The following is a 25,482-nucleotide window of genomic DNA, read 5'->3' on the forward strand; positions in this document are numbered from 1 at the left end:
CGGTGGCGGACCGGCCCGGGCTGGAGGAGGCCGAGCGGGTCGAGCTGACGGTCGACGCGGTCGCGCCCGGCGGGCACTGCGTGGCCCGGGTCGGCGGGCAGGTGGTCTTCGTCCGGCACGCGCTGCCCGGCGAGCGGGTGATCGCCGAGGTGACCGAGCTGCACCGGGGCTTCGCCCGCGCCGACGCGGTGGAGATCCTCGACGCCTCACCGGACCGGGTGACGCCGCCGTGCCCGTACGCCCGGCCCGGCGCGTGCGGCGGCTGCGACCTCCAGCACGTCACCCCGGCCGCCCAGCTCGACTGGAAGCTTGCCGTGGTGCGCGAGCAGCTCACCCGGCTGGGCGGCCTCACCACGGAGCAGATCGACGCGCTCGGCGTACGCGTCGAGGCGCTGCCCGGCGGGCCGCTGGGCTGGCGTTCCCGGGTCCGGTACGCGGTCGACGCGGCAGGCCGGGCCGGGCTGCTCAAGCACCGCTCGCACGAGGTGGTGCCGATCGACAGGTGTCTGATCGCGCACCCGGCGATCCAGGAGCTGCCGGTGCTTGCGCCGACCGGCGCCCGCTGGCCGGACGCCGACGCGGTGGAGACGGTCGCCAGCACCGGCGGGGACGTCGCCGTGGTCGCGTACACCGAGGGGGTTGCGACGGCGGTGAGCGGGCCGCAGCGGGTCCGGGAGACGGCGGCCGGGCGGTCCTTCACGCTGCCCGCCTCCGGGTTCTGGCAGGTGCACCCGGCGGCGGCGGACGCGCTGACCGGCGCGGTGCTCGACCTGCTCGACCCGCGGCCCGGCGAGACGGCCTGGGACCTGTACGGCGGAGCCGGCCTGTTCGCCGCCGCGCTCGCCGGCCGGGTCGGCGGCGCCCGGGTGACGCTCGTCGAGTCGGCGCCGGACGGGGTGGCCGCGGCCCGGGAGAACCTGGCCGACCTGCGCGGCGTCGAGGTGGTCGCCGCGCGGGTGGAGAGCGCGCTGGCCCGGCGGCGGATTACCGGCCCGGTCGACCTGGTGGTGCTCGACCCGCCGCGCTCCGGCGCGGGCGCGCCGGTGGTCCGCGACGTGGTGGCCGCCGGGCCGCGCGCGGTGGCGTACGTGGCGTGTGACCCGGCCGCCTTCGCCCGGGACGTGCGCACGTTCGCCGAGGCGGGGTGGCGGCTGGCCGAGCTGCGTGGGTACGACCTGTTCCCGATGACCCAGCACGTGGAGCTGGTCGGCCTGTTCCTGCCCCCGCGCCGTTGAGCCCGTCCCCGGCCCCGCGCGTTCGCGTTAACAAGGGGCCCTTTCACTACCGGATCCGTTAAGAAGGGGCCCTTCCTTGCGCATCGTCGGGCTGATGTCGGGCACGTCCTACGACGGCGTGGACGTGGTGGCGGCCGAGTTCACCGCCGACGGCGACACGCTGCGGCTGCGGCCGCTCGGGCACCGCGAACTCGCGTACCCGGACGACCTGCGGGCCGAGATCGGCGCGCTGCTGCCCCCGGCGGCCACCACCATCGAGGCGGTCTGCCGCCTGGACAACCGGCTCGGCGAGGTGTTCGCCGAGGCGGCGGCGGCCGGCGTCGAGCTGGCCGGAGGCAGCGCCGACGCGGTCGTGTCGCCCGGGCAGACGGTCTTCCACTGGGTCGAGGCGGGCCGGGTGCGCGGCACGCTCCAGCTCGGCGCGCCGGCCCGGGTGGCCGCCCGGGTGGGCGTACCCGTGCTGCACGACCTGCGCTCGGCGGACGTGGCGGCCGGCGGCCAGGGCGCGCCGCTGGTCCCGGCGTTCGACGCGCTGCTGCTCGACCCGGCCTCGTCCCCGCGCGCAGCGCGTGGCCCGGCCGGCACTGGCGCGCGGGCCGCTCTGAATTTGGGCGGGATCGCGAACCTCACGGTGGTCGCGCCCGGCGCGCCCGTCCTCGGGTACGACGTGGGCCCGGCCAACGCGCTGCTGGACGCCGCCGCCCGGCGCTTCCTGGACCGGCCCTGCGACGTCGACGGGGCGCGGGCCGCGGCGGGCCGGGTGCACGAGGCGCTGCTGGCCCGGCTGCTCGCCGAGCCGTACTACGCGGCGCCGCCGCCCAAGTCGACCGGCAAGGAACTGTTCCACGGCGGCTACCTGGACGCGGCGCTGGACGCGCTCGGCGAGCCGGTGGCCGCCGACGACGTGCTGGCCACGCTCACCGAGCTGACCGCCCGCACCGTCGCCGACGCCTGCGACCGGCACCGGGTCACCGAGGTGGTGGCCGCCGGCGGGGGAGTGCGAAATCCCACACTGCGGGCGCGGCTGGCCGCGCTGGGCGAGGGGCGCTGGCGGCTGCGCACCACCGACGAGCTGGGCGTGCCCGCCCAGGCCAAGGAGGCGTACGCGTTCGCGCTGCTGGGCTGGCTGTCCTGGCACGGCCTGCCGGGCGCGGTCCCGTCGGTGACCGGGGCGTCCCGGGCCGCCGTGCTGGGCTCCTGGACCCCGGCCGGCCCGTCCGCCGCCGCGCCGCGCCCACCCGCGCCCCGCAGGCTGGTGGTGGACGCCTGACCTGGATCGATGCACGGCCAGGCTGCGGACTGTCGCACGGCCGATAGACTCTCCGGTCATGAGTGTTGAAGAGGGCACGGCCAACCACGGTCGGCTGCTGGGCACCGTCCACGGCCCGCAGGACGTCAAGCGGATGACCGCCGAGCAGCTGGACATCCTCGCCGCCGAGATCCGTGACTTCCTGATCGCCAAGGTCTCCCGCACCGGCGGCCACGTCGGCCCCAACCTGGGCGTGGTCGAGCTGACCCTCGCCATGCACCGGGTCTTCGACTCCCCCCGCGACCGGCTCCTCTTCGACACCGGCCACCAGGCGTACGTACACAAGATCCTCACCGGCCGGCAGGAGGGCTTCGACAAGCTCCGCCAGCGCGGTGGCCTCTCCGGCTACCCCAGCCAGGCGGAGAGCGAGCACGACCTGATCGAGAACTCGCACGCCTCCACCGCCCTGTCGTACGCCGACGGCCTCGCCAAGGCGTACGCGCTGCGCGGCGAGAAGCGCTCGGTGGTGGCGGTGGTCGGCGACGGCGCGCTCACCGGCGGCATGTGCTGGGAGGCGCTGAACAACATCGCGACCGCCGGCAACCCGCTGGTGATCGTGGTCAACGACAACGGCCGGTCCTACTCGCCGACCATCGGCGGCCTCGCCGACCACCTGTCGTCGCTGCGGCTCAACCCCGGCTACGAGAAGGTGCTCGACACCGTCAAGGACGCGCTCGGCAACACCCCGTTCGTCGGCAAGCCGATGTACGAGGTGCTGCACGCGGTCAAGAAGGGCATCAAGGACGCGGTCGCCCCGCAGGCCATGTTCGAGGACCTCGGCATCAAGTATGTCGGCCCGGTCGACGGCCACGACGTCCCGGCGGTCGAGGCGGCGCTGCGCGCGGCCAAGAACTTCGGCGGCCCGGTGATCGTGCACGCGGTCACCCGCAAGGGCTACGGCTACCGTCCGGCCGAGGACGACGAGGCGGACTGCCTGCACGGCCCCGGCGCGTTCGACGCCGAGACCGGCAAGCTGCTCGCCGTGCCGTCGGTGAAGTGGACGAACGTCTTCGCCGACGAGCTGGTCGCGATCGCCGACGAGCGCCCCGACGTGGTCGGCATCACCGCCGCCATGGCCGAGCCCACCGGCATCGCCACGCTGGCCCGCAAGTACCCGGAGCGGGTGTACGACGTGGGCATCGCCGAGCAGCACGCGGCCACCTCGGCCGCCGGCCTGGCCATGGGCGGGCTGCACCCGGTGGTGGCGGTCTACGCCACGTTCCTCAACCGCGCGTTCGACCAGGTCCTGCTGGACGTGGCGATGCACAAGCTGCCCGTCACGTTCGTGCTGGACCGCGCCGGCATCACCGGCCCCGACGGGCCGAGCCACTACGGCATCTGGGACATGTCCGTCTTCGGCGTCGTGCCCGGCCTGCGGATCGCCGCGCCCCGCGACTCGGCCACGCTGCGCGAGGAACTGCGCGAGGCGGTCGCCGTGGACGACGGCCCGACCATCCTGCGCTTCCCGACCGGCACCGTCGCCGCCGACCTGCCGGCCGTACGCCGGGTCGGCCCGGTCGACGTGCTGGCCGAGTCGGCGCGTACCGACGTGCTGCTGGTCGCGGTCGGCTCGTTCGCCGGCCTCGGCGTCGAGGTCGCCGCCCGGGTCGCCGAGCAGGGGTACGGCGTCACCGTGGTCGACCCGCGCTGGGTCCGCCCGGTGCCGGCCGAACTGGTCGAGCTGGCCGCCGGGCACCGGCTCGTGGTCACCGTGGAGGACGGCGTGCGCATCGGCGGCGTCGGCTCCGCGCTGGCGCAGGCGATGCGTGACGCGGACGTCCGGGTGCCGGTCAAGGACATGGGCGTACCGGCCGACTGGCACCCGCACGGCAGCCGCGCGCAGATCCTGGCCGATCTGCGGCTGACCGCGCAGGACGTGGCGCGCGACGTCACCGGCTGGATCTCCGGCCTGGACGCCGCCCCGGTGGACCCCGCCACAAACGGAGCCCGAGCCCAGAGCTGACCCGACCTCACCCGCCGCGCCCGCGCGGTTAGCACGTTGATCTTGCACTTGCGGCCCTCCCGATGTCGGCTTCGCCCGATAAGGGAGGGCCGCAACCGCAAGATCGCCGCATGCCTACGCCGATTCCGTCGATCTTGCACTTCCGGCCCCCGGATTGCCGGTTTTGCCCTGCTCGGCGGGGTCCCAACCGCAAGATCGCCGAGTCGAGGCCCGCCCTGCGCCGCCTCGTCATGTTGACCAAGGAGTTTGCGGGCGTGAAGGGCTGCCCGGGGGACACAAACTCCTTGATCACCGCGAGGGTGGGGTGATCATGAGGTTGGCGGGGGTGGGTGTCCGGTTTGTCGCCGTCAAGTTCATGATCGACGGGGACAAGGGCGGGCGAGGGGCGGGCGGGAAGGGAAGCCGGGTTATGGGGTGGGGAGGGAGCGGTACCAGGTTTTTTCGGTGTCGGCCAGGCTGAACGTCTGCCTCTGGTCGGTGTGCTCCACGACCACCAGGCCGGGACGGTCCACCAGGCGAGTGGTGCCCGGCGGGGCGGAGAACGAGACGTCGCGCGTACGCCAGCTCAGCACCGCCAGCGGGCGGCCGGGCATCGGCAGGTGGTACGCCTGCAGCGTGGTGGACCGGTCGGCGGGGGACACCACCGGCGTGCCGCCGTCCGCGGGCCGGTAGACCACCGCGGTCATCGTGCCGCTCGCACTGTCCCAGCTCAGCTGCTCCAGCTCGCCCGGCTCCCCGTCGCCGAGCGCGACCGAACCGAGCGAACGGGTCGCGATCTTCGCCATCGGCCAGGACTCCGGCGCGGAGCTGGGCGCCTCCCGGTCGCCGATGCGGCGCGGCACACTGCCGAACGGGCCCCGCTCACCCGCCAGCACGCAGGTGTCCAGCCCGGTCAGCGCGCGCTTCCCGGCGCCCGTCTCGTCGCGTACCAGGGGGTAGCGGGGCGTTTCGGTGGCCGTACCCAGGTCGAGGACGCGGTCCGTGGCCCTGCCGCGCGGCAGCGACGCCGTCGGCCGCAGCGCCGCGGTCAGCTCGACGGCCTGGCAGGCCGGTACGGGGATCGGCTCGGTGACGCCGTCGGTGCTGGCGACGGCCTCGCCGTCGGGGCCGAGCAGGCGCTCGACGCGGGCCGAGGTGAGATAGCGGCGGCCGTCCGGGTCGCGCACCGGCAGCACGTCGGAGTAGACCAGGTAGCCGGGATCGGTGTACTCGGTCGCCTGGACGACCCGCCAGCGCTGCCCGTCCCGGTCGAGTTGCAGCAGCCAGGAGGCGGCGTCACCGGGAACGTCGGCGGCGACCAGCGCCAGCGCGGAGCCGGCTACCTGACCGGAGAAGAGGATGCCGGAGGTGGGCACGTGCGCCCGATCGTCCACCGGGGAGCGCCACTCGCGTACCGCTGTGGTGATCGCGGCGGTCGCCGCGGCGTCCCCGGCCAGGCTGCCGCGCGGCGGCCACACCGCGAGGGAGCCGTCCAGGCTGTCGTAGCCGACCCGCAGATCCGCCGGCTTCCGGTCCGAGATCGGTCCGCAACCCGCCGTGACCAGCAGCAGAGCTGCCAGCGCGGTGCCCGTCGTAGCGCCTCGGCGGGCTGAAAGCACCCTGATCCCCTCGCCGGTCGTCGGTCGGAAGCCCACATGGTACGAGACGGCCCGTCGCCCGGCCGCGCCCGGCTCACCCTTTCGGCCAGGTGACCACTGCGGAACGTGACGGGCGATTCGGGTATCAATATCCGGCTCCGGTAGACTCCGCCGATTGTGACGCCTGCCGAGACCCGCGGCGCCTCGACGCCGGACGCCGCCGCCCCGACGGGCCACCGCTCCGTCACCCTGGACCCACCGCCGGTCACCGTCGCCGAGCCGGAGCCGGCGACCACGACACCTCCGGCAGCGCCGGCCGAGCCCGAGGCGCCGGCCACGCCGGGCGCGCGGCACGTGCGCCGGTGGCGGTGGACCCGCCGCCGGATCGACCTCACGGTGTACGGCGGATTCCTGCTCGCCGCGATCTGGGTGACCAGCGGCATCTGGGCCGACCCGGCCGGACGGGTGGCCGCGCTCTACAGCAGCGACCCGGCGCAGGTGCAGTTCTTCCTGGCCCACTCGGTACGGGTGGTGCTGCACGGCGAGTTCCCGTTCTTCACCGAGCAGTTCAACTACCCCGACGGCGTCAACCTGGTGGCGAACACCGCCATCCTGGCGCTCGGCATCCCGATGGTCCCGGTGACCCTCCTGTTCGGACCGGCGGTCTCCTTCGTCACGCTCGTCACGCTCGGCCTGGCCGGCACCGCCGCCGCCTGGTACCGGGTGCTCTCCCGGCACCTGATCCGGCACCGTCCGGCCGCCGCCGTGGCGGCCTGGTTCTGCGGGTTCTCGCCGGCCATGCTGTCGCACGCCAACTGGCACCCGAACATCATCAGCCAGTTCCTGCTGCCGTTCATCGTGTGGCGGGTGCTGGTGCTGACCCGCTCGACCCGGCCGGTGCGCGACGGCGTGCTGCTGGCGCTGCTGGTCACCGCGCAGGCGTTCATCAACGAGGAGATCCTGCTCTTCACCGCGCTGGCGCTGGGCGTGTTCCTGATCGCCGTGGTGGTGCAGCAGCGCGAGCGGTGGACCGTCGCGTGGCGACCGCTCGGCGCGGGGCTGGCGGTCTGCGCGGCGCTGGCCGGGGCGCTGCTGGCGTACCCGCTGTATGTGCAGTTCGCCGGCCCGATGGCGTACCACGGGCTCAGCGACGCGGTACGCGACTACGGCAACGACGTCGCCGCGTACTTCGCCCCCGGCTCGCCCACGTTCGGCGGCAACGAGCGCGCCAACGTCAACCTCGCCCCGAACTACTCCGAGGAGAACGCGTTCTTCGGCTGGAGCCTGTCGCTGCTCGCCGTGGGCATCGTGATCTGGCTGCGGCGCGACGTGATCGTCCGGGCGCTCGCCGCGACCGGGCTGTTCTTCGCCGTGCTCTCCCTCGGCGAGCGGATCTCCTGGTGGGACCGGGAACTCGTCACCGGGCCGTGGGAGTTCCTGGTGCGGCTGCCGCTGCTGGACGCCGTGGTGCCCACCCGCTTCGGCCTGATCACCAGCGTGACGGTGGCGATCCTGCTCGCGTACGCGGTGCGGCGCGCCTGGGCGCTGCGGGGCGTGGACCGGCGGACCGCCCGCAAGCTCACCGCCGCCGGTCTGGTCTTCGCGCTGCTGCCGATCGCGCCGATGCCGTTGCGGGTCACCACCCGGGAGCCGGTGCCGGAGTTCATCACCGCCGACCGGTGGCGGCAGTACGTCGGGCCGGACCAGACGCTCGTGTCCGTGCCGGTGCCGGCGATGGGCAACACCGACCCGATGCGCTGGGCGGCGAGCACGAACCTCGACTTCAAGATTCCCGGTGGCTACTTCCTCGCTCCGCGCAACGGCGTCACCGGTGACCCGGGACGCTTCGGCGGGCGGCCCAGCGGCATCGGCGACATGCTGCGGGAGGTGTCGTCCACCGGCCGTACGCCGAAGCTGGACGACCGGCAGCGCCGCCGCTACCTGGACGAGTTGCGGCACTGGAACGCGGCGGTGGTGGTGCTGCCGCTGGCCGAGCAGAACGCCGAGCCGCTGCGCCGCACGGTGGAGCAACTGGTCGGGCCCGGACGGCAGGAGCTGGACGTGTGGCTGTGGGACGTGCGGAAACTGACCAGCCGGCCCGCCTGACCCTCCCGGAGCGGCCCGCGCCCCGCCGTCGCCCCCGCCCGGTCGACGCGCTGGTGGTGGCCGGCTACCTCGCTCTCGCGGTGCTGCTCACCAGCGACCAGTGGCGCCGCCCGGAACGGCTGTTCCACCAGGCCGGCGACCAGATCCTGTTCGAGTGGATGCTGGCCCGGGCCGCCCGCGCGGTGACCGGCGGCGAGAACCCGCTCCACAGCGCCGCGCTGAACGCCCCGGACGGGGTGAACCTGATGGCGAACACGTCGGTGCTCGGGCTGGGCGTGCCGCTCACCCCGGTCACCGTCGCGTTCGGCTCCCAGGCGGCGTTCCTCGTGGCCGTGACGATCAGCCTCGCCGCCACCGCCACCGCCTGGTACGCGCTGCTCGCCCGCCGGCTGGTCCGCTCCCGGGCCGGCGCCGCGGTGGGCGGCCTGGTCTGCGGCTTCGCCCCGGGCATGGTGGCGCAGGCCGGCGCCCACCTGCACATGGCCGCCCAGTTCCTGGTGCCGGTGATCCTCGCGCTGGTGTTCCGGCCGGCCACCGACCGGGTACGCCGCGACGGCGTGCTGCTCGGGCTGGCCGTCGCGTACCAGGTGTTCCTCGGCGAGGAGGTGCTCGTCTTCCTGGCGCTGGCCGCCGGGGTGCTGGCCGGGGCGTACGCGCTCGCCGACCGGGCCGCCGCGCGTCGGCTGGCGCCGGTGGTGGCCCGCCGGCTGGGCGTCGGCGCGCTGGTGGCGGGCGTGCTGCTGGCGTACCCGCTGTGGTTCCAGTTCGCCGGGCCGGGCCACTACCGGGGGATGCCGTTCCACACCGAGGGCTACCGGCTGGACCTGGTCTCGTTCGTCGCCTCCGCGCGGCAGACAGTCGCCGGGGACGCCCGCCGCGCCGGGCTGCTGTCGCCGAACCCGACCGAGCAGAACTCGTTCTTCGGCCCGTTCCTGCCGCTGCTGGCGCTGCTCGTGGTGGTGCGGCTGTGGCGGCGGCCGCTGGTGCGCGCGCTCGCCGCGTGCGGCCTGCTGTTCGCGGCGCTGTCGCTCGGCGCCTCGGTGGTGGTGAACCGCGACAACACCGGGCTGCCCGGCCCGTACCGCCTGCTCGCCGGGGCGCCGCTGCTGGACCTGGTGGTGCCGGCGCGCTTCGCGCTGGTCTGCGTACCGGTGCTCGGGGTGCTGCTGGCGCTGGCAGTCGACCGGGTCCGGCGCGGCGCCGTGCGCACCTGGGCGCCGTGGGCCGGCGCGGTCGCCGCCGCGCTGCTGCCGTTGGCGCCGACCCCGATCCGCACGGTGCCGGTCGCGCCGGTCCCGGCCGTCGTGTCCGGCGGCGGCTGGCAGGCGTACGTGCCGGAGGGCCGGACGCTGGTGCCGGTGCCGCCGGTGACCGGGGCGGCGGTCAGCCCGGCCATGTTCTGGTCGGCGCGCACCGCGCTGGCGTTCGACGCGCCCGGCGGCTACTTCATCGGCCCGCGCTCGGCGGACGACCCGGCCGCCCGCTGGGGCGCGCCGGACCGGCCCACGTCGCTGCTGCTGCGCCGGGCCGCGGAGACCGGCCAGGCGCCGCCGGTCGGCGACGCGGAACGCCGGCAGGCGGTCGCCGATCTGCGGCACTGGCGGGCGGCGGCGCTGGTGCAGGCCGACTCGACGCCGGCCGACCCGGTACGCGCCACGCTGGACGCGCTGGTCGGCCCCGGCCGGGACGTGCCCGGCGGACATCTGTGGGACGTCCGGGCGCTCGCCGGCTGAGCGGGACGCCGCCTCAGACCCGGTCGCGCACGTCCCAGAGCCACACGTCGTCCACCCGCTGCGGCGGGCCGAGCAGCTCGGCCATCAGGTCGCGCAGCACCGCCTCGCGCGGCCCGGACCCGAGCACCACCACCGACGCCCGCCAGAAGCGCAGGTCGTCCACGGCCTGGCGGCGGTTCTCCTCGGTGATCTCCGGCACCACGTTCTTGTCCATCGTGGAGTAGATGAGCGTGCTGGTGGGGCGGTTCGGCGCGCCGAAGACGCCCTCGCCGCGCTCGTTCGGGCCGATGAAGTAGCCACCCGGGATCGGGAACTCGTGCCCGGTCAGCGCGCTCCAGCGCAGCGTGTGCAGCCCGTGCACGTTGCTCGGGATCGGCACCGGCACCAGCGTGCGGCCCTCCGGCACGTACGGCCGCCAGCCGCCGGCGGTGATGAAACGCGGCGGCGGGTCGATGTCCTGCGCCGGCAGCGGACGCGGGATCAGCGGCACCAGGGCGGCCACGATCGCGGCGTACCCGGCCAGCCGCAGCACCCGGCGGCGCGTGTCGCGCGTGGCAGTCCCGTCGCCGCCGTCGTCCGTGCTGTCGTCGGGGGCGGCGCGGGGGGCGGGCACCGGCGGACGGCCGGCGCCGGCCAGCGTGTCCCACGCCAGGGCGAGCAGTACTCCCACGGCGGCCACCACGATCAGGCTCAACCGGGTCGGCATCATCATCTCGACCAGCGGCAGGTCGTCCGGGATGTACGCCCACGGACCGTCGATGTCGGTCTCCGCGCCGTTGAACCGCACCACCGGGCCGATCGAGGCGATCGTGAAGACGACGACCAGCACGGCCAGGATCCGGGCCGCCACCGACCGGCGGACCAGCAGCACCAGCGCGCCCAGCGCCACCAGCACCAGCGGCCAGCCGAACCAGGTGTTCTGCTCGGTCAGCCCGATGGTCTTCTCCACCGCCTCGTCACCGGCGATCGTGTCCCGCGCGAACGTGACGAAGGCCACCAGGTCCTCGCCCCAGTTGTGGAAGACGCCACCCTGCAAACCGCGGTAGGACTGCGGCCCGTTGAACTGGAACCAGATCGGGTACGCGGTCAGCAGCAGCGCCAGCCCGCCACCGAGCCCGAGCGCGGCCAGGAACGGCCCGGCCCGCTCACGGGCCGCCCGGGGCCGCTGCACCGCGTACGCCACCACGACGACCAGGCAGGCCAGCGCGGTGAGCAGCAGCATCTCCTCGTTGATGAAGACCTGGTACGCCACCAGCAGCCCGAGCGCCAGCCCGTTGCGCCGCCACCGCCCCGGCTCGCCCAGCCGCAGCACCCGCGCCACGATCAGCGGCAGCAGGAAGTTCGACACGAAGTTGGGCTGTCCGTTGGCGTGATGGACGATGCCCGGGGCGAAACCGAGGAACGCGCCACCGGCGAACGCGGCGGCCCGCGACCGGACCAGGTGCCGCGACAGCACCCAGTACGACGTGGCGGCGGTCGCGGACAGCGCCGCGCCCAGGTAGAGCGCGTACATCACCTGCGGGCCGAGCAGCAGCGTCAGCGGCGCCAGCGGCAGCGTCACCCCGAGCAGCGAGGTGTTCGCCATCATGTTCACCCCGTCCGGCGCGTTCTGCCGGGTGGTGAACAGCGGGTTCTCCAGGTGCTGCACCGAGTACGCGCCGTGCGCGAACAGCCACTCGAACCAACTGTGGTCGGTGGGCAGGTGCGAGGAGACCCGGTGCTCCACGTCGCCCCAGTAGTTGAGGCAGACGAGAACGCCGAGCAGCACATAGGCTCCGATGGCCAGCAGATCGGCGCGGGCCGGCCGGCGACGGGCACGGCGCGGCGGATCGGCCACGACGGCGTCCGCCTCGACGGACGAGGGGTTCAACGAGGGGTCCACCACGGGCACGGCCACGACGCGCCATCGTACAGGCGGATTGTGGCAATGCCGGTCACGGCCGGACGGCGGCCCGGCGCGCGGGAGAGGATGGTCGTGACCGTCATCGATCTGGGGGAGTTGCGCCACGACGCTCCGCCCCCGGCGACCCCTCGCCCGCCGCGCAGCGCGGGCCGGCCGGCCCGCACCCTGGCGCTCCTGCTGCTGGCGCTGCTCACGCTCACCGCCGCCGCGCCGCCGCGGGGCCCGGCCGAGTGGACGCTGCCCGGCGGCCTGGGCTCGGCCGTGTTCGTCTCCGGCGACGTGGTGTACGTGGTGCGGCCGAACCGCGGTGACGGGCGGGAGATCGTCGCCTACCGCGAAGGACGGGAACTGTGGCGCAGTCCGCTGCCCGGCATCGGCACCGCCGTGTCGGTGTGGGAGCAGGACGGCCGGGTGATGGTGGCCGGCCCGGCCGGCAACGACGAGGACTGGGAGACGGTGACGTACGACGCGGCCACCGGAGCGGACGTCTGGCGCCGGCGCGGCGTCGCGTTCGCGATCGGCCGGGTGCTGCTGTCGCAGTCCGCCGCGTCCGACCCCAGCCCGTCGATCACCCGGGTCGACCCGGCCGACGGAAGTACGATGTGGACGCTGCCCTCCACGGGCATGCTGGGGTTCGATTACGGCTCCGGGACGGAACGCATGGTGTTGTCCCCGGTGACCGGGCAGACGGTGGTCGTGGACGCGCGCACCGGCGCGCGGGTCGCGGCCCGGGACCTGCACCCGGTGCGACCGCCCGCCCCGCGCCACGTGATGACAGTGGCCGGGCTGCTGCTGGAGATCCGCGACGCCGGCGGGATCATCGAGGCGTACGACCTGGACACGCTGCGACCGCGCTGGACCGCTGAACAGGAGCTCGTCGACTACGTCGACAGCTGCGGCGCCCTGCTCTGCGTCGCCCGGCCGGGCGACGGGATGACAGCGCTCGACCCGGCGACCGGCGCCGTGCGCTGGAGCGTGGACCGGTGGGCGGGCGTCGTGGCGGCGCGCGACGACCGGCTGCTCGTCGGCGACACCGCCCCCGGCGGTCTGGCGGTGCTCGGCCAGACCGACGGGCACCTGATCGCCGAGCTGGGCGGCTGGATCCTGGCCCCGCAGCACGAGTCCGGCGGCCCGCTGCTGGCCACCCGGCCGCTGGGCGGCGGCCGGCAACTCCTGGCCGAGATGGACCTGTCCGGCGATCCGCCCCCGATCAGGGGAGTGATCACCGGCACCGACTGCACGACCGGCGCGACGCTGCTGGTCTGCCGCAGACCCGGCGGAGACCTCCTGGTGCGGCGGCTGCCGTGAGCCCCGTGATCGAACTGGGGGAGATGCGGCACGGCGAGTCCGCCGACGAGCCGGCCCCCGCGCCGCCCCGCCGGCCGCCCGGCCCGACGGCCCGGGTGGCGCTGCTCGGCGTACTCGTGCTGCTCGTGGTGACGGCCGCCGCCGGGCCGCCGCGCCGGCCCGTGCCGATCCGGATTCCCGCCCCGCAGGGCGCGGCGTTCGTGGTCCAGCCGGACCGGGTGGTGGTGGCCGACGGCCCGGGCGCGACCGGCCGCGGCGGGCGGGTGGTCGCCGCGTACCGGCTGCCCGGCGGGGAACCGGCGTGGCGGTTCGCGCTGACCGACGGCGACCACGTGCTCGGCCTCACCACCGTGGCCGGGGGACTGCTGGTGACGAGCAGCCCGGCCGGGGACGGCGACTCGGTGTCGGCGATGCTCGACCCGGCGACCGGCACGCTGCGCTGGCGGCATCCCGGCTACCCGGTCCCGACCGCCTCCGGCGGGCTGCTGCTGGAGAACCCCCGCCCGCCCGGCGCGGGCACCGTGCGGGCCGTGGACCCGGCCTCCGGCGCGGTGCGATGGACGCTGCCCGTACCGGGCCAGGAGGTGGGGTACCGTCGCGACGACCACGGCGTGACGCAGCTCGTGCTGGTCACCCCGCAGGGCCGGGTGACCGTGTACGACGCGGCCTCCGGCGTGGTCGCGCACACCGGCCGGGTGGCGCCCGCGGCCGGCCGCGCCGCCTACCGATACGCCCAGGTGGTGGCCGATCTCCTGCTGGTCGAGGACGCCCGGGGCTCGGTCACCGGGTACGGGCTGGACCGGCTCGAGGAACGGTGGAGTCTGCCGGTCGGCTCCCGCGCCGGGCTCTGGTTCGCCGACTGCGCCGGGATGGTGTGCCTGCGCAACCAGGTGGGCGGCGCGCAGGCCCTCGACCCGGCCACCGGCCGCCCGGCCTGGACCGACGAGCGGTGGCTCGGGATGGGACCGGTCGGCAACCGGCTGATCGCCGCCGAGCGCGGGGTCGGGGAGGAACTGGAACTGTCGGCGCTGGACCCGCCGAGCGGCCGGGTGCTGGCCCGGCTGGGCCGCTGGCGCGTCTCCGGCAACGACCTCCCGTCCGGGCCGCTGCTCGGGCTGCGCACGCTCACCGAGGGCCGGACGCTCGTCGGCGCGCTGGACGTGGCGGCCGGGCAGGTGCGGATCCGGGGGATCCTGCCCGGCGCCTGGTCCGAGTGCGCGGACACGGGTACGCAGCTGGTGTGCCTGCGTCCGACCGGTGGCATGGCGATCTGGCCAGTCGGCCGCTGATCACCAGTTGGCCTGCGCCGGTGGCGGCGGCAGTGGCGTCGACTCGGGGCGAAGCACGTACGCGATGCCGCCGCTGCCCGCCTGCCAGGCGTGCTCGAACGGCGCGCGCGGCACGGTGCGGCGGACCCGCTCGTCGTCCGGCGCGTACGGATCGTTGAGCACCGGGTCGTCGTCGGCGGTGAAGCCGGCCAGCACGACGAGGTGCCCCCGGGTGTCGTAGTCCAGCCCCGGCACCTGCCCGGCGGTGAACGCGGCCGAGACGATCAGCGGGATGCCGGCGGCCACGAACAGTTCCGCCTCGGCCAGCGAGCGCAGCCGGGTGACGAACGCGTCCACCCCGTGCGTCGCCGCGTACGCGGTGTTGAACGGCCAGTTGCCCGCCCCCGCGTACGCGTGGTCGTAGCAGTGCCGGGCGGCGTGCACCACGCGCGGGCGCGGGCCGGGCGGCGTCACCCAGGCGTACCGGTCCGGGGTGGGCCCCGCGCCCCAGAAGTCGAGCACCATCGACACACAGGTGGGACTGCACCAGGAGTCACCGCCACCGCCCCAGCGCGTCTCCCCGGTGGCGTGCAGCCGCTGCGCGTACCGCGGCACGTCCAGCACCCGCCCTCGCGCCCCGCCCGGCAGGGCTGAACCCACGTCGGCGTAGGGCGGGTCGGTGGAGGCGACCACGCCGACCGTGCGCAGCACCGGACCGTCCGCCACGTCGAGGCGGCGCAGCAGCGTCACCCGCACCTGCCAGCCGGTCACCGTCGCGCCGGTCACCCGCAGCGTGTCGGCGGCCACCCGCGCCCGGTCGTCCTCCTGCCCGGGTACGGACGCCCGGTGCACCGTGCTGTCGTCGGCAGCCCAGATGCCCAGCTCGTACCAGCCGGTGGAAGCCGCCTCGCCGGCCCAGCCGCGCAGCTGCACACGCAGCCAGCAGCCGGGCGGGGTGCGCGCGGTCCAGGAGGGCACCAGCTCGGCGGCGGCGAAGCCGAGCGGCGTCACCGGGGACGTCCAGCTCCCGGCGGCGTACTCGGCGGTGGTCCCGGAGTGCGGGTCGGTGTGGGTCAGGCTGCCGGGCGTGCCGTCGAGCGCCAGCCCGTCCGGCCCGGCGGTGAGCCCGTCGGCGCGGCCCACGTCCCGGTCCGCCGGGAAGCGGAAACGGCGGTACGCGATGTCGCGGCCGGGCATCAGGATGCCGCCCGGCGTGGACCGGGTCCGGGGACCGTGCGGTTGTCGATCATTGCCGCCGAGCATCGCGTACCCGAAGGTTTTGTGCAATGGCGGCGGGTGCCGGCGGACCCGGGCGCCGCGCCGGCTGGTTGCCGCCGACGGCGGCCGCGGCGGGGGGTGCGGTCGACCCGACGGCCCGCCTGACGGCTCTCGCTGTCACCGAAGGTAACTGTGACGCAACCTCGCCGGGTCCACAGACGGCGGGTGGGGCAGCCGGCCGGCGCCGCCGGACCGGCTCCTCCGGCGACACCCCTTGGCCGGCGGCACTAGGTTGTCAGAGGTCACGAGGCGGGAGGGCCGGGATGCGGGTACTGGTGGTCGAGGACGAGCGCAACCTCGCCGACGCGATCGCGCGCGGGCTGCGCAAGCGCGGGATGGCGGTGGACGTCGCCTACGACGGCGACGCAGGCCACGAGGCGGCGTTCGTCACCCGGTACGACGTGGTGATCCTGGACCGGGACCTGCCGGGCGTGCACGGCGACCGGATCTGCGCCGACCTGGCCGCCGACGGCACGCTGACGCGGGTGCTGATGCTCACCGCGAGCGGCACCGTCGCCGACCGCGTGGAGGGGCTGCAGCTCGGCGCCGACGACTACCTGGCGAAGCCGTTCGCGTTCGACGAGCTGGTGGCGCGGGTGCAGGCGCTGGGCCGCCGGGCCACCCCGGCGGCGCCTCCGGTGCTGGAGGTGGCCGACCTGGTGCTCGACCCGGCCCGGCGGGTGGTCAGCCGTGGTGGCGTGCCGCTCGACCTCACCAACAAGGAGTTCGGCGTGCTCGCCGAACTGCTCAAGGCACGCGGCGCGGTGGTGTCCAGCGAGGAGCTGCTGGAACGGGTCTGGGACGCCAACACCGACCCGTTCACGACCATCGTCCGGGTCACCGTGATGACGCTGCGCAAGAAGCTGGGCGATCCGCCGCTCATCGACACGGTGGTCGGGGCGGGCTACCGGATCGGCCGCACGCAGTGAACGTGGGCACCCGGCGGGTGCGGCCGACGCTGCGGCTGCGGCTGACCCTGCTCAACGGCGTCCTGCTGGTCGGAGCCGGGGCGATCCTGGTGCTGCTGGCCTGGCTGCTGGTCCGCGACGCGCTGCGCCCCACCGACGAGCTGCTGCCCGGCACCACAGTGGTGCTCACCGACGGCCGCACCCTCGACGCCGGGCAGTGGCAGCGGCAACTGGTCGACGCGGCGTCACAGGAACTGCTGGTCAAGGGACTGCTCGCGCTCGTGGCGATCAGCGTCGTCGGGGTGGCCGGGGCGTACCTGGTGGCCGGCCGGGCGCTGCGCCCGCTGCACCAGGTGACCGCCACCGCGCGCCGGCTCGGCGAGGCCACGCTCGACGAGCGGATCGGCTGGTCCGGCGCCGACGACGAGGTGGCCGAGCTGGCCGAGACGTTCGACGCGATGCTGGACCGGATCAGCGGCGCGTTCGAGGCGCAGAAACGGTTCGTCGCGAACGCCTCGCACGAGCTGCGCACGCCGCTCGCGGTGATGCGTACCGAAATCGACGTGACGCTGAGCGACGACGACGCCGACCTCGCCGAGTACCGCCGCATGGCCGGGGTGGTACGGGACGCCTCGGAGCGGGCCAACGGCCTGGTCGACGCGCTGCTGGTGCTGGCCCGCAGCGAGGCCCAGACCGGCCGGCGGCTGGCCCGGCGCGCGGAGTCGGACCTCGCCGTCGGCACCGCCAACGCGCTCTCCGCGGTGTCCCGGGAGGTCGAGCGGATCGGCCTGAAGGTGCACACGTCGCTGCGTCCGGCGCCGGTGGTCGGTGACCCGGGGCTGCTCGACCGGCTGGCCGGCAACCTGGTGGAGAACGCGGTCCGCTACAACCACCTGCACGGGCGGATCTGGGTGCGCACCGGCACCGACGGGCAGCGGTCCTGGCTGGTGGTGGGGAACACCGGCTTCGAGGTCGCCCCGGCCGACGTACCCGGGTTGTTCGAGCCGTTCCGGCGCGGCGGCCAGGAACGCACCGGTGCGCGCGGCTCCGGGCTCGGCCTGTCGATCGTGCGGGCCGTCTGCGACGCGCACGGCGGCACGGTGAAGGCGGTCGCCCAGCCCGGCGGCGGCCTGGAGGTGACCGTCACGCTTCCGTCGGCCGACCCGCCCGTGGCCACCTGACCGCCCATCCCGACCTGCCCGGCCGGTGAGACGACCTCATCTTTTCGTGCGGACGGCCTCGGCTGTCCTGGCCGGACCCGGCGGTGGTCGGTCCCGACGGCCCGGTGACCGGGCAGAATGCGCCGCTCGCGCTGGACCCGGGGCGGTGATCAACGGAGAGTAAGCGCAGCGACGCCTCACCCTGCTCACCCACCGGAGCTGCCCGTGACCCACCTCTCGGCCCCGCGCCGCCGCCGTCTTCTCGCGGTCCTCACCGCCGGCGCCCTCACTGTCGTCGGCCTCTCTCCGGCCACGCCCGCGGCCGCCGCCGTGCCCGGCCACGACAAAGTGGTCCACACCGTCCCGTCGACGGCCTCGCCCGACGTCCAGGACGGCTCGGTCGACGCGATCCACGACGCCGGCACGAAGATCATCGCGGGCGGCTCCTTCACCCGCGTGCAGAACCGCAACTCCGACGTCGACATCGCCCGCGACTACCTGCTCGCGTTCGACAAGGCCACCGGCGCGGTGGACACCGCGTTCGCGCCCACGCTCGACAACGAGGTGACAGCGGTCACGGCCGGTCCCACGGCGAACACGGTCTTCGTCGCCGGCAAGTTCAACACCGTCAACGGCGTGACCCGGCGCAAGGTGGCCCTGCTCGACGTCAACACCGGGGCGGTCGTCACCAGCTTCGCGCCGCCCGCGTTCAACGGGCTCATCAAGGACATCGCGCTGGTCGGCAACCGGCTGCTGGTCGGCGGCATCTTCACCACGGCCGGCAACCCCAACCCCCGCGGCGGGCTGGCCTCGCTCAACGCCACCACCGGCGCGGTGGACAGCTACCTCACCACCACGCTGACCGAGAACCACAACTGGGACGGCGTCAGCGGCGCCAAGGCCGGCGTCGGCGCGGAGAAGCTCGCCGTCTCCCCGGACGGCACGCAGCTCGTCGTCATCGGCAACTTCAAGAAGGCCGACGGGGTGCTGCACGACCAGATCGTCAAGATCGACCTGGGTGCCACCGCCGCTACCGTCGCGGACTGGAACACGGCCCGCTACACGCCGCGCTGCAAGTGGCAGTCGTTCGACTCGTACGTCCGTGACGTCGCGTTCTCCCCGGACAACAGCTACTTCGTCGTGGTGACCACCGGCGCCCCGTACAGCGGAACGCTCTGCGACACCGCGGCCCGCTGGGAGGCCGGCGCGACCGGCGCCAACCTCCAGCCGACCTGGGTCGACTACAGCGGCGGCGACACGTTCCTGTCCGTCGGCATCAGCGAGGAGGCGGTGTACGTCGGCGGTCACCTCCGCTGGCTCAACAACACCACCGGCACCGACAACGCCCGGGCCGGCGCGGTCGGCCGGGCCAGCATCGCCGCGCTCGACCCGGTCAACGGCCTGCCGCTGTCCTGGAACCCCGGCCGCCACCCGCGCGGCATCGGCGCCTCCGAGATGCTCGTCACGCCGACCGGGCTCTGGATCGGCGGCGACACGCTGTGGATCGGCAACTTCCAGTACCGCCGGGAGCGGATCGCGTTCTTCCCGCTGGCCGGCGGGAAGGCGGTGCACCCCACCACCGCGGCCACCCTGCCCGGCAACGTCTACCAGGCGGGCCTGCCGCAGCCGACGAACGTGCTGTACCGGGTGAACGCGGGCGGCTCGGCCGTCGCCTCCACCGACGGCGGGCCGGACTGGGCGGCCGACTCCAACTCGAGCCCCAGCCCGTACCGCAACACCGGCAGCAGCGTCTCCAGCTACACCACCGCCGCGAGCCTGGACTCGACGGTGCCGGTCGGCACCCCGGTCCAGCTCTACAACGACGAGCGGTACGACCCGTCCGGCGGCGCGGAGATGACCTGGCAGTTCCCGGTGCCCAACGGCACCGAGGTGCACGTGCGGCTGTACATGGCCAACCGGTACGCGGGCACCGCCAACGCCGGCACCCGGGTCTTCGACGTGGCGCTGGAGGGCGCTGTCGTCCTCGACGACCTCGACCTGTCCGCCGCCGCCGGGCACAACGTGGGCACCATGCGGGAGCTCACGGTGGTCAGCGACGGCTCGATCGACCTGGAGTTCCGCCACGTGCGGGAGAACCCGCTGGTCAACGCGGTCGAAATCGTCAAGACCGGGCCCCCGCCCGCTCCGGTCAGCTCGCCGGTGCAGGTGCGTTCGTACGACGGGCAGAACGCGGTCGGCGCACCCGACCCGGTGACCGACCCGAACGGCACCGTCTGGGCGGGCGCGCGCAGCGCGTTCTGGGTCGGCGGGACGGTGTTCTACGGCGCCGACGGCGCGCTGTGGCGGCGCACGTTCAACGGCACCACGTTCGGCGCGCCGGAACTGGTGGACCCGTACCACGACCCGTACTGGGACAACGTGATCACCAACTCCGGTCCGACCGGGCAGACGTACGTCGGCGCGACCACCGGCTTCTACGCCGAGATCCCGAACGTGACCGGCATGTTCTTCTCCGGCGGGCGGCTCTACTACACGCTCAACGGGCAGAACGGCCTGTTCTGGCGCTGGTTCACCCCGGACAGCGGCGTGGTCGGCGCCGACCGGTTCACGGTGGCCGGGGCGAGCGGGTTCGCCGACGCGAGCGCGGTCTTCGTCTCCGGCAGCACGCTCTACAAGGTGAACCGCAACACCGGTGACCTGGCCGCCACCGACTGGGTGAACGGCGTGCCGGCCGCGACGTTCACCGTGCGCAGCGGCCCGGCGGTCGACGGCGTCGACTGGCGCGCGAGGGCCGTGTTCGTCGGCCCGTAAGGAAGGGCTCCTTCTTAACGCCTCAGGTAGAGGAAGGGCCCCTTGTTAACACCTCGCTGTTAAGAAGGGGCCCTTCCTTGCATGAGCGGGGTTGTGCGCTCCGGAGGGCGGTGGAATGATCAACCGGTCAGCTCGATGAGGTGGAAGGGGGTGTGGTCGATGTCTTTCGTGAACCGTCCCGCGCCCCGCGTTCCCCGCTGACGTTCTGACTCCGCCGGGGCGCGTTCCCCACAGGAGGAAGCACCGATGAGTGCACAGTTCCATTGCGTGACAGTCGAGTCCGACGACCCGTACACCCTCGCCGGATGGTGGGCCCGCGTGCTCGACCGGCAGCTTGCCGACGACGACCACCCGGACGACCCGGAGGCGGTCCTCGCCGCGCCCGCCGGCGACGGCCCCGACCTGCTGTTCGTCCGGGTGGGCGAGCGGCACGGCAAGGGCGCGTTCCACATCGACCTGCACGCGGCCGAGGGCACCCGGGACGAGGAGGTGGCGCGGCTGCGTGACCTCGGCGCCACGCTGGTGGCCGACCGGCGCCGGCCGGACGGGAGCGGCTGGGTGGTGCTGGCCGACCCCGAGGGCAACGAGTTCTGCGTCTGCCGGAGCTTCGCCGAACGGGCCGCGTCCGCCTGATCCGGAAACGACACCGGGCCCCCGCCGCGACGGCGGGGGCCCGGTGCGTAGCGGTGTCAGCCCTGCTTCTCGATCTCGCCCCGCATCGAGACGAACTCCTTCTGGAGCTCGGCCGCGGACTTGAAGTAGACGACCACCATCCCGAGGCTGCCCCGGTCGGCCCAGATGCAGACGGCCACCTGCTCACCCGAGGCCTTGCCGTCGGAGCACTTGGCGTCGCCGCCCAGCGGACCGGGGTCGACCGTCTTGAAGTCCTTGGTGGCCAGGTCCGGGGTGACCGCAGCGGTGGCGTCGTCCAGTTCCTTCTTCGGGTCGGCCATGACGCCGGACACGGCGACGATCATGACCAGGTCCTTCTTCTCCGGGTCGCCGTAGAAGGCGCCGGCGGTGCTCGTCGCCTCCGGCACGTCCTTGCTGAGCGAGACCTTCATCTGCGTCGCGGCGCTCTGCAGCTGCGGGTCGGTGACCTTTGCCCGGCCGCCGAGCGTCTGCGGCTCGACCACCCTGGTCTTGGTGGCGGTGACCACCTCGCCGACGGTGTCCTTGGTGGCGATCCAGGTGACGATGCCGCCACCGACGCAGAGCACCAGGACCACCGCGAGGACGATCAGCAGGATCTTGCCGACGCCGGACTTCTTCGGCGGGACCGGCGCGCCGAGCTGGCTGCCGTACTGCGGCTGCTGCGGGGTCTGCGGGTAGTCAGCGCCGTACTGCGGCTGCTGCGGAGCCTGCGGGTAGCCACCGCCGTACTGCGGCTGCTGGGGCGGCTGGAAGTCGCCGGGCTGGTGCTGAGGCGGCGGGTAGTGGCCGGGGTAGGGATTGGACGGCGGCTGGGACATGTGGGCAGCTCCTGTGAGAAAACTGAAGGCGTGATCGTAGCCAGGAGCACCGACATGCCGCTGTCCGGCGAAGGGCGGGGTGGCGAAACCGCGACCGACCCGTGACCTGCCCCGCGAACGCCGATCGCGGTGGCCGGACCGTCCGTCTCGGACAGCCCGACCACCGCGATCGGTGCGGAATCGGTCAGCGCAGGCTGGCCACGCCGCGCGGCAGGAACCGCTTGCCGGTCACCCGCTCGGAGGTGCCGGTCCGGTCCAGGTACGGCGTCACGCCGCCCAGGTGGAACGGCCAGCCGGCGCCGAGGATCATGCACAGGTCGATGTCCTGCGCCTCGGCGACGACGCCCTCGTCGAGCATGAGGCGGATCTCCTGCGCCAGCGCGTCCAGCGCGTTCTGCCGGACCTGCTCGCCGGTGAGCGGCTCGTCGCCGACCACCAGCAGCTTCGCCACCTCGTCGTTGATCTGGTCGTCGACCACGATCGGCTGGCCCGAGTCGGCGATCCGCTTGAGGTTCTCGCTGACCCCGAACCGGTCCGGGAACGCCTCGTGCAGGGTGCCGCCGACGTGGTACGCCACGGCCGGCCCGACGAGCTGCAGCAGCGCCAGCGGACGCATCGGCAGGCCCAGCGGGTCCAGCGCGCTGTTCGCCACGTCCAGCGGGGTGCCCTGGTCGACTGCCGCGAACACGGTGCCGAGGAAGCGGGTCAGCAGCCGGTTCACCACGAACGCCGGGGCGTCCTTCACCAGTACCGACGACTTCTTGAGCTGCTTGCCGACAGCGAACGCGGTGGCCAGCGTGGCGTCGTCGGTCCGCTCGCCGCGGACGATCTCCAGCAGCGGCAGCACCGCGACCGGGTTGAAGAAGTGGAAGCCGACCACCCGCTCCGGGTGCTCCAGGTCGGCGGCCATCTCGGTGATGGACAGCGAGCTGGTGTTGGTGGCGAGCACCGCCTCCGGCTTGACGATCTTCTCCAGCTCGGCCCAGACCTGCTTCTTGACGCCCAGGTCCTCGAACACGGCCTCGATGACGAAGTCGGCGTCGGCGAACACGGACTTGTCGACCGAGCCGCTGACCAGGCCGTACAGCTTGGCCGCGGTGCCCTTGTCCATCCGGCCCTTGCTGACGGCCTTCTCGATCTGGGTGTGCACGTAGCCGACACCCTTGTCCACCCGGGACTGGTCCAGGTCGGTCATGACGACCGGCACCTGCAGCCGCCGGGCGAACAGCAGCGCGAGCTGGCTGGCCATCAGACCGGCGCCGACGATGCCCACCTTGGTGACCGGGCGGGCCAGGCCCTTGTCCGGCGCGCCGGCCGGGCGCTTGGCCCGCCGCTGCACCAGGTCGAAGGCGTACAGGCCGCTGCGCAGCTCCTCGGAGAAGACCAGGTCCGCGAGGGCCTCGTCCTCCGCCGCGGTGCCGGTGGCGAAGTCGGCGTCCTTCGCCGTCTCCAGCAGATCCAGCGCCTTGTACGCGGACGGAACCGCGCCGTGCAGCCGCTGGTCCAGGGTCTGCCGGGCGAAGTAGAGCACGCCCGCCCACATGTCCTTGTCGACCTCGGGACGGGTGACCGTGACCTCGCCCCGGACCACGCCGGCGGCCCACTCCAGCGACCGCTCCAGGAAGTCGGCCGGCTCCAGCAGCACGTCCGCGATGCCCATCTCGGCAGCCTGCTTCGGCTTGAGCATCTTGTTCTGCATCAGCGGGTTCTGGATGATCACCTGGGTGGCGGCCGGGATGCCGATCAGGTTCGGCAGCAGCTGCGTACCGCCCCAGCCGGGGATCAGGCCGAGCGAGACCTCGGGCAGCGCCAGGGCCGCCGCGCCCGCCGACAGCGTCCGGTAGTGGCAGTGCAGCGCCAGCTCCAGGCCGCCGCCCATCGCCGCGCCGTTGACGAACGCGAACGTGGGGACGGCGCTGTCCTTGAGCCGGGCGAAGACCCGGTGGCCGAGGCGGCCGATCTCCAGCGCCTGCTCCCGGTTCTCCAGCGCGGGCAGGCTGGTGATGTCCGCGCCCACGCAGAAGATGTACGGCTTGCCGGTGACCGCGATGAACGCCGGCTCCGCCGCCAGCGCGGCGGTGATCGCCTCGTCCAGGCTGGTCAGACCGCCCGGGCCGAAGCTGTTCGGCTTGGTGTGGTCGAAGCCGTTGTCGAGCGTGATGAGGGCGGCGGGCCGGTCCAGCCCGGGTACCGCCACCTGGCGCAGCAGCGCCTTGGTGACGACCTCGTTCGGTGCGGCGAGCGCGCTCACTTGTTGCCCTCCCAGTGCGGGTTCTCCCAGATCACGGTGCCGCCCATGCCGATGCCGATGCACATGGCGGTGAGGCCGTAGCGGACCTCGGGGTGCTCGGCGAACTGGCGGGCGAGCTGGGTCATCAGCCGGACGCCGGAGGACGCGAGCGGGTGGCCGATGGCGATCGCGCCGCCCCACTGGTTGACCCGCGGGTCGTCGTCGGCGATGCCGAAGTGGTCCAGGAAGGCGAGCACCTGCACCGCGAACGCCTCGTTCAGCTCGAACAGGCCGATGTCGTCGATGCTCAGGCCGGCGATGCGCAGCGCCTTCTCGGTCGACGGGATCGGGCCGACGCCCATCACCTCGGGCTCGACGCCGACGAAGCCGAACGACACCAGGCGCATGCCGACCGGCAGGCCCAGCTCACGGGCGGTCTCCTCGGCCACCAGCAGCGCGGCGGTGGCGCCGTCGTTCAGGCCGGCCGCGTTACCGGCGGTGACCTTGCCGTGCGGCCGGAACGGGGTCTTCAGGCTCGCCAGCTTCTCCATGGAGGTGTCGCGGGGCGCCTCGTCCACGGTGGCCAGGCCCCAGCCCGTCTCCGGGTCGCGGGTCGCCACCGGCACCAGGTCACCCTGGAGCTTGCCGTTGGCGTACGCCTTGGCGGTCTTCTGCTGCGACGCCAGCGCAAACGCGTCGGTGCGCTCCTTGGTGATGTGCGGGACGCGGTCGTGCAGGTTCTCCGCGGTGGAGCCCATCACCAGGGCGGACGGGTCGACGAGCTTCTCCGCGACGATGCGCGGGTTGGGGTCGACGCCCTCGCCCATCGGGTGGCGGCCCATGTGCTCGACGCCGCCGGCGATTGCCACGTCGTACGCGCCCATGGCGATGCCGCTGGCCACCGTGGTGACGGCGGTCATCGCGCCGGCGCACATCCGGTCGATGGCGAAGCCGGGCACGGTCTTGGGCAGGCCGGCCAGCAGGGCGGCGGTACGGCCGATGGTCAGGCCCTGGTCACCGATCTGGGTGGTGGCGGCGATCGCCACCTCCTCCACCTTCTCCGGCGGCAGTTGCGGGTTGCGGCGCATCAGCTCGCGGATGCAGCGGATCACCAGATCGTCGGCGCGGGTGTTGGCGTACATCCCACCCGCCTTGCCGAACGGGGTACGGACGCCGTCGACGAAGACGACATCCCGGACTTCACGGGGCACTTGGAGCCTCCCTCGGCACGGGCATTTCCCCGGATGCTACTCGCCAGTA

The 25,482-nt window shown here is 73.9% G+C and carries 16 protein-coding genes and 1 pseudogene; 11 read left to right on the plus strand and 6 right to left on the minus strand.

Annotated features, from left to right (window positions below):
• Nucleotides 1–2 precede the first annotated feature (2 nt).
• The 3 genes from MicB006_RS08080 (at nucleotide 3) to dxs (ending at nucleotide 4,507) form a co-directional block, all read left to right on the plus strand.
• On the plus strand, nucleotides 3–1,235 hold the full coding sequence (locus MicB006_RS08080; RefSeq protein WP_116504950.1) for a class I SAM-dependent RNA methyltransferase: 1,233 nt from the start codon (nucleotides 3–5) through the stop codon (nucleotides 1,233–1,235).
• Nucleotides 1,236–1,311: 76 nt separating this feature from the next.
• Nucleotides 1,312–2,505, plus strand: coding sequence for an anhydro-N-acetylmuramic acid kinase (locus tag MicB006_RS08085; RefSeq protein ID WP_116504952.1), 1,194 nt, complete (start codon nucleotides 1,312–1,314; stop codon nucleotides 2,503–2,505).
• A 58-nt stretch (nucleotides 2,506–2,563) separates the two neighbouring features.
• A complete protein-coding gene (gene dxs / locus MicB006_RS08090; RefSeq protein WP_116504954.1) occupies nucleotides 2,564–4,507 on the plus strand; it encodes a 1-deoxy-D-xylulose-5-phosphate synthase in 1,944 nt (647 codons plus the stop codon).
• Nucleotides 4,508–4,914: 407 nt separating this feature from the next.
• On the opposite strand, the gene MicB006_RS08095 is transcribed toward dxs, so the two are convergent.
• Entirely contained in the window at nucleotides 4,915–6,105 is a 1,191-nt protein-coding gene (locus tag MicB006_RS08095; RefSeq protein ID WP_116504966.1) for a hypothetical protein, read from the minus strand.
• Between the two features lie 156 nt (nucleotides 6,106–6,261).
• On the opposite strand from MicB006_RS08095, the pseudogene MicB006_RS08100 reads away from it, so the two are divergent.
• Both MicB006_RS08100 and MicB006_RS08105 read left to right on the plus strand, forming a co-directional pair.
• A pseudogene (locus MicB006_RS08100) lies at nucleotides 6,262–8,187 on the plus strand (hypothetical protein); the annotation flags it as partial.
• Complete coding sequence (locus MicB006_RS08105; protein WP_116511253.1) at nucleotides 8,148–9,923, plus strand: hypothetical protein; 1,776 nt, start codon at nucleotides 8,148–8,150, stop codon at nucleotides 9,921–9,923. The pseudogene MicB006_RS08100 and the gene MicB006_RS08105, both read left to right, overlap by 40 nt.
• Before the next feature lie 13 nt (nucleotides 9,924–9,936).
• Here the strand turns inward: MicB006_RS08105 and MicB006_RS08110 are convergent, their stop codons facing one another.
• Nucleotides 9,937–11,805: a hypothetical protein gene (locus MicB006_RS08110; RefSeq protein ID WP_192900274.1), complete on the minus strand. Its 1,869-nt coding sequence runs from the start codon at nucleotides 11,803–11,805 to the stop codon at nucleotides 9,937–9,939.
• Between the two features lie 93 nt (nucleotides 11,806–11,898).
• Here MicB006_RS08110 and MicB006_RS08115 point away from each other — a divergent pair, with 93 nt between their 5' ends.
• Nucleotides 11,899–13,134 carry a PQQ-binding-like beta-propeller repeat protein gene (locus MicB006_RS08115; protein WP_116511255.1) on the plus strand — a complete coding sequence of 412 codons (1,236 nt, stop codon included), beginning with the start codon at nucleotides 11,899–11,901 and terminating at the stop codon, nucleotides 13,132–13,134.
• Nucleotides 13,131–14,423, plus strand: a complete 1,293-nt coding sequence (locus MicB006_RS08120; RefSeq protein WP_116504971.1) for a PQQ-binding-like beta-propeller repeat protein — start codon at nucleotides 13,131–13,133, stop codon at nucleotides 14,421–14,423. The genes MicB006_RS08115 and MicB006_RS08120 overlap by 4 nt, the downstream gene beginning before the upstream one ends.
• On the opposite strand, the gene MicB006_RS08125 is transcribed toward MicB006_RS08120, so the two are convergent.
• Nucleotides 14,424–15,689: a peptidase C39 family protein gene (locus tag MicB006_RS08125; protein ID WP_225980677.1), complete on the minus strand. Its 1,266-nt coding sequence runs from the start codon at nucleotides 15,687–15,689 to the stop codon at nucleotides 14,424–14,426.
• Between the two features lie 254 nt (nucleotides 15,690–15,943).
• On the opposite strand from MicB006_RS08125, the gene MicB006_RS08130 reads away from it, so the two are divergent.
• From MicB006_RS08130 to MicB006_RS08145, 4 genes are all read left to right on the plus strand, one after another.
• Nucleotides 15,944–16,609 (plus strand): response regulator transcription factor, encoded by a 666-nt coding sequence (locus tag MicB006_RS08130; RefSeq protein WP_116504974.1) that lies wholly within the window; start codon nucleotides 15,944–15,946, stop codon nucleotides 16,607–16,609.
• A gap of 2 nt (nucleotides 16,610–16,611) precedes the next feature.
• The gene (locus MicB006_RS08135; RefSeq protein WP_192900203.1) at nucleotides 16,612–17,769 is read left to right on the plus strand and encodes a cell wall metabolism sensor histidine kinase WalK; all 1,158 of its coding nucleotides are present in this window, start codon (nucleotides 16,612–16,614) and stop codon (nucleotides 17,767–17,769) included.
• A 204-nt stretch (nucleotides 17,770–17,973) separates the two neighbouring features.
• Nucleotides 17,974–20,520 carry a malectin domain-containing carbohydrate-binding protein gene (locus tag MicB006_RS08140; protein WP_116504976.1) on the plus strand — a complete coding sequence of 849 codons (2,547 nt, stop codon included), beginning with the start codon at nucleotides 17,974–17,976 and terminating at the stop codon, nucleotides 20,518–20,520.
• Between the two features lie 246 nt (nucleotides 20,521–20,766).
• Nucleotides 20,767–21,153: a VOC family protein gene (locus MicB006_RS08145; RefSeq protein WP_116504978.1), complete on the plus strand. Its 387-nt coding sequence runs from the start codon at nucleotides 20,767–20,769 to the stop codon at nucleotides 21,151–21,153.
• A gap of 56 nt (nucleotides 21,154–21,209) precedes the next feature.
• On the opposite strand, the gene MicB006_RS08150 is transcribed toward MicB006_RS08145, so the two are convergent.
• From MicB006_RS08150 to MicB006_RS08160, 3 genes are all read right to left on the minus strand, one after another.
• A complete protein-coding gene (locus MicB006_RS08150; RefSeq protein WP_116504980.1) occupies nucleotides 21,210–21,992 on the minus strand; it encodes a hypothetical protein in 783 nt (260 codons plus the stop codon).
• 184 nt (nucleotides 21,993–22,176) lie between these two features.
• Nucleotides 22,177–24,243, minus strand: coding sequence for a 3-hydroxyacyl-CoA dehydrogenase NAD-binding domain-containing protein (locus MicB006_RS08155; RefSeq protein WP_116504982.1), 2,067 nt, complete (start codon nucleotides 24,241–24,243; stop codon nucleotides 22,177–22,179).
• On the minus strand, nucleotides 24,240–25,433 hold the full coding sequence (locus MicB006_RS08160; protein ID WP_116504984.1) for a thiolase family protein: 1,194 nt from the start codon (nucleotides 25,431–25,433) through the stop codon (nucleotides 24,240–24,242). Before MicB006_RS08160 ends, MicB006_RS08155 begins: the two co-directional genes overlap by 4 nt.
• Nucleotides 25,434–25,482: the final 49 nt, after the last annotated feature.

The sequence above is a fragment of the Micromonospora sp. B006 genome, assembly GCF_003408515.1.
GTDB lineage: Bacteria > Actinomycetota > Actinomycetes > Mycobacteriales > Micromonosporaceae > Micromonospora > Micromonospora echinospora_A.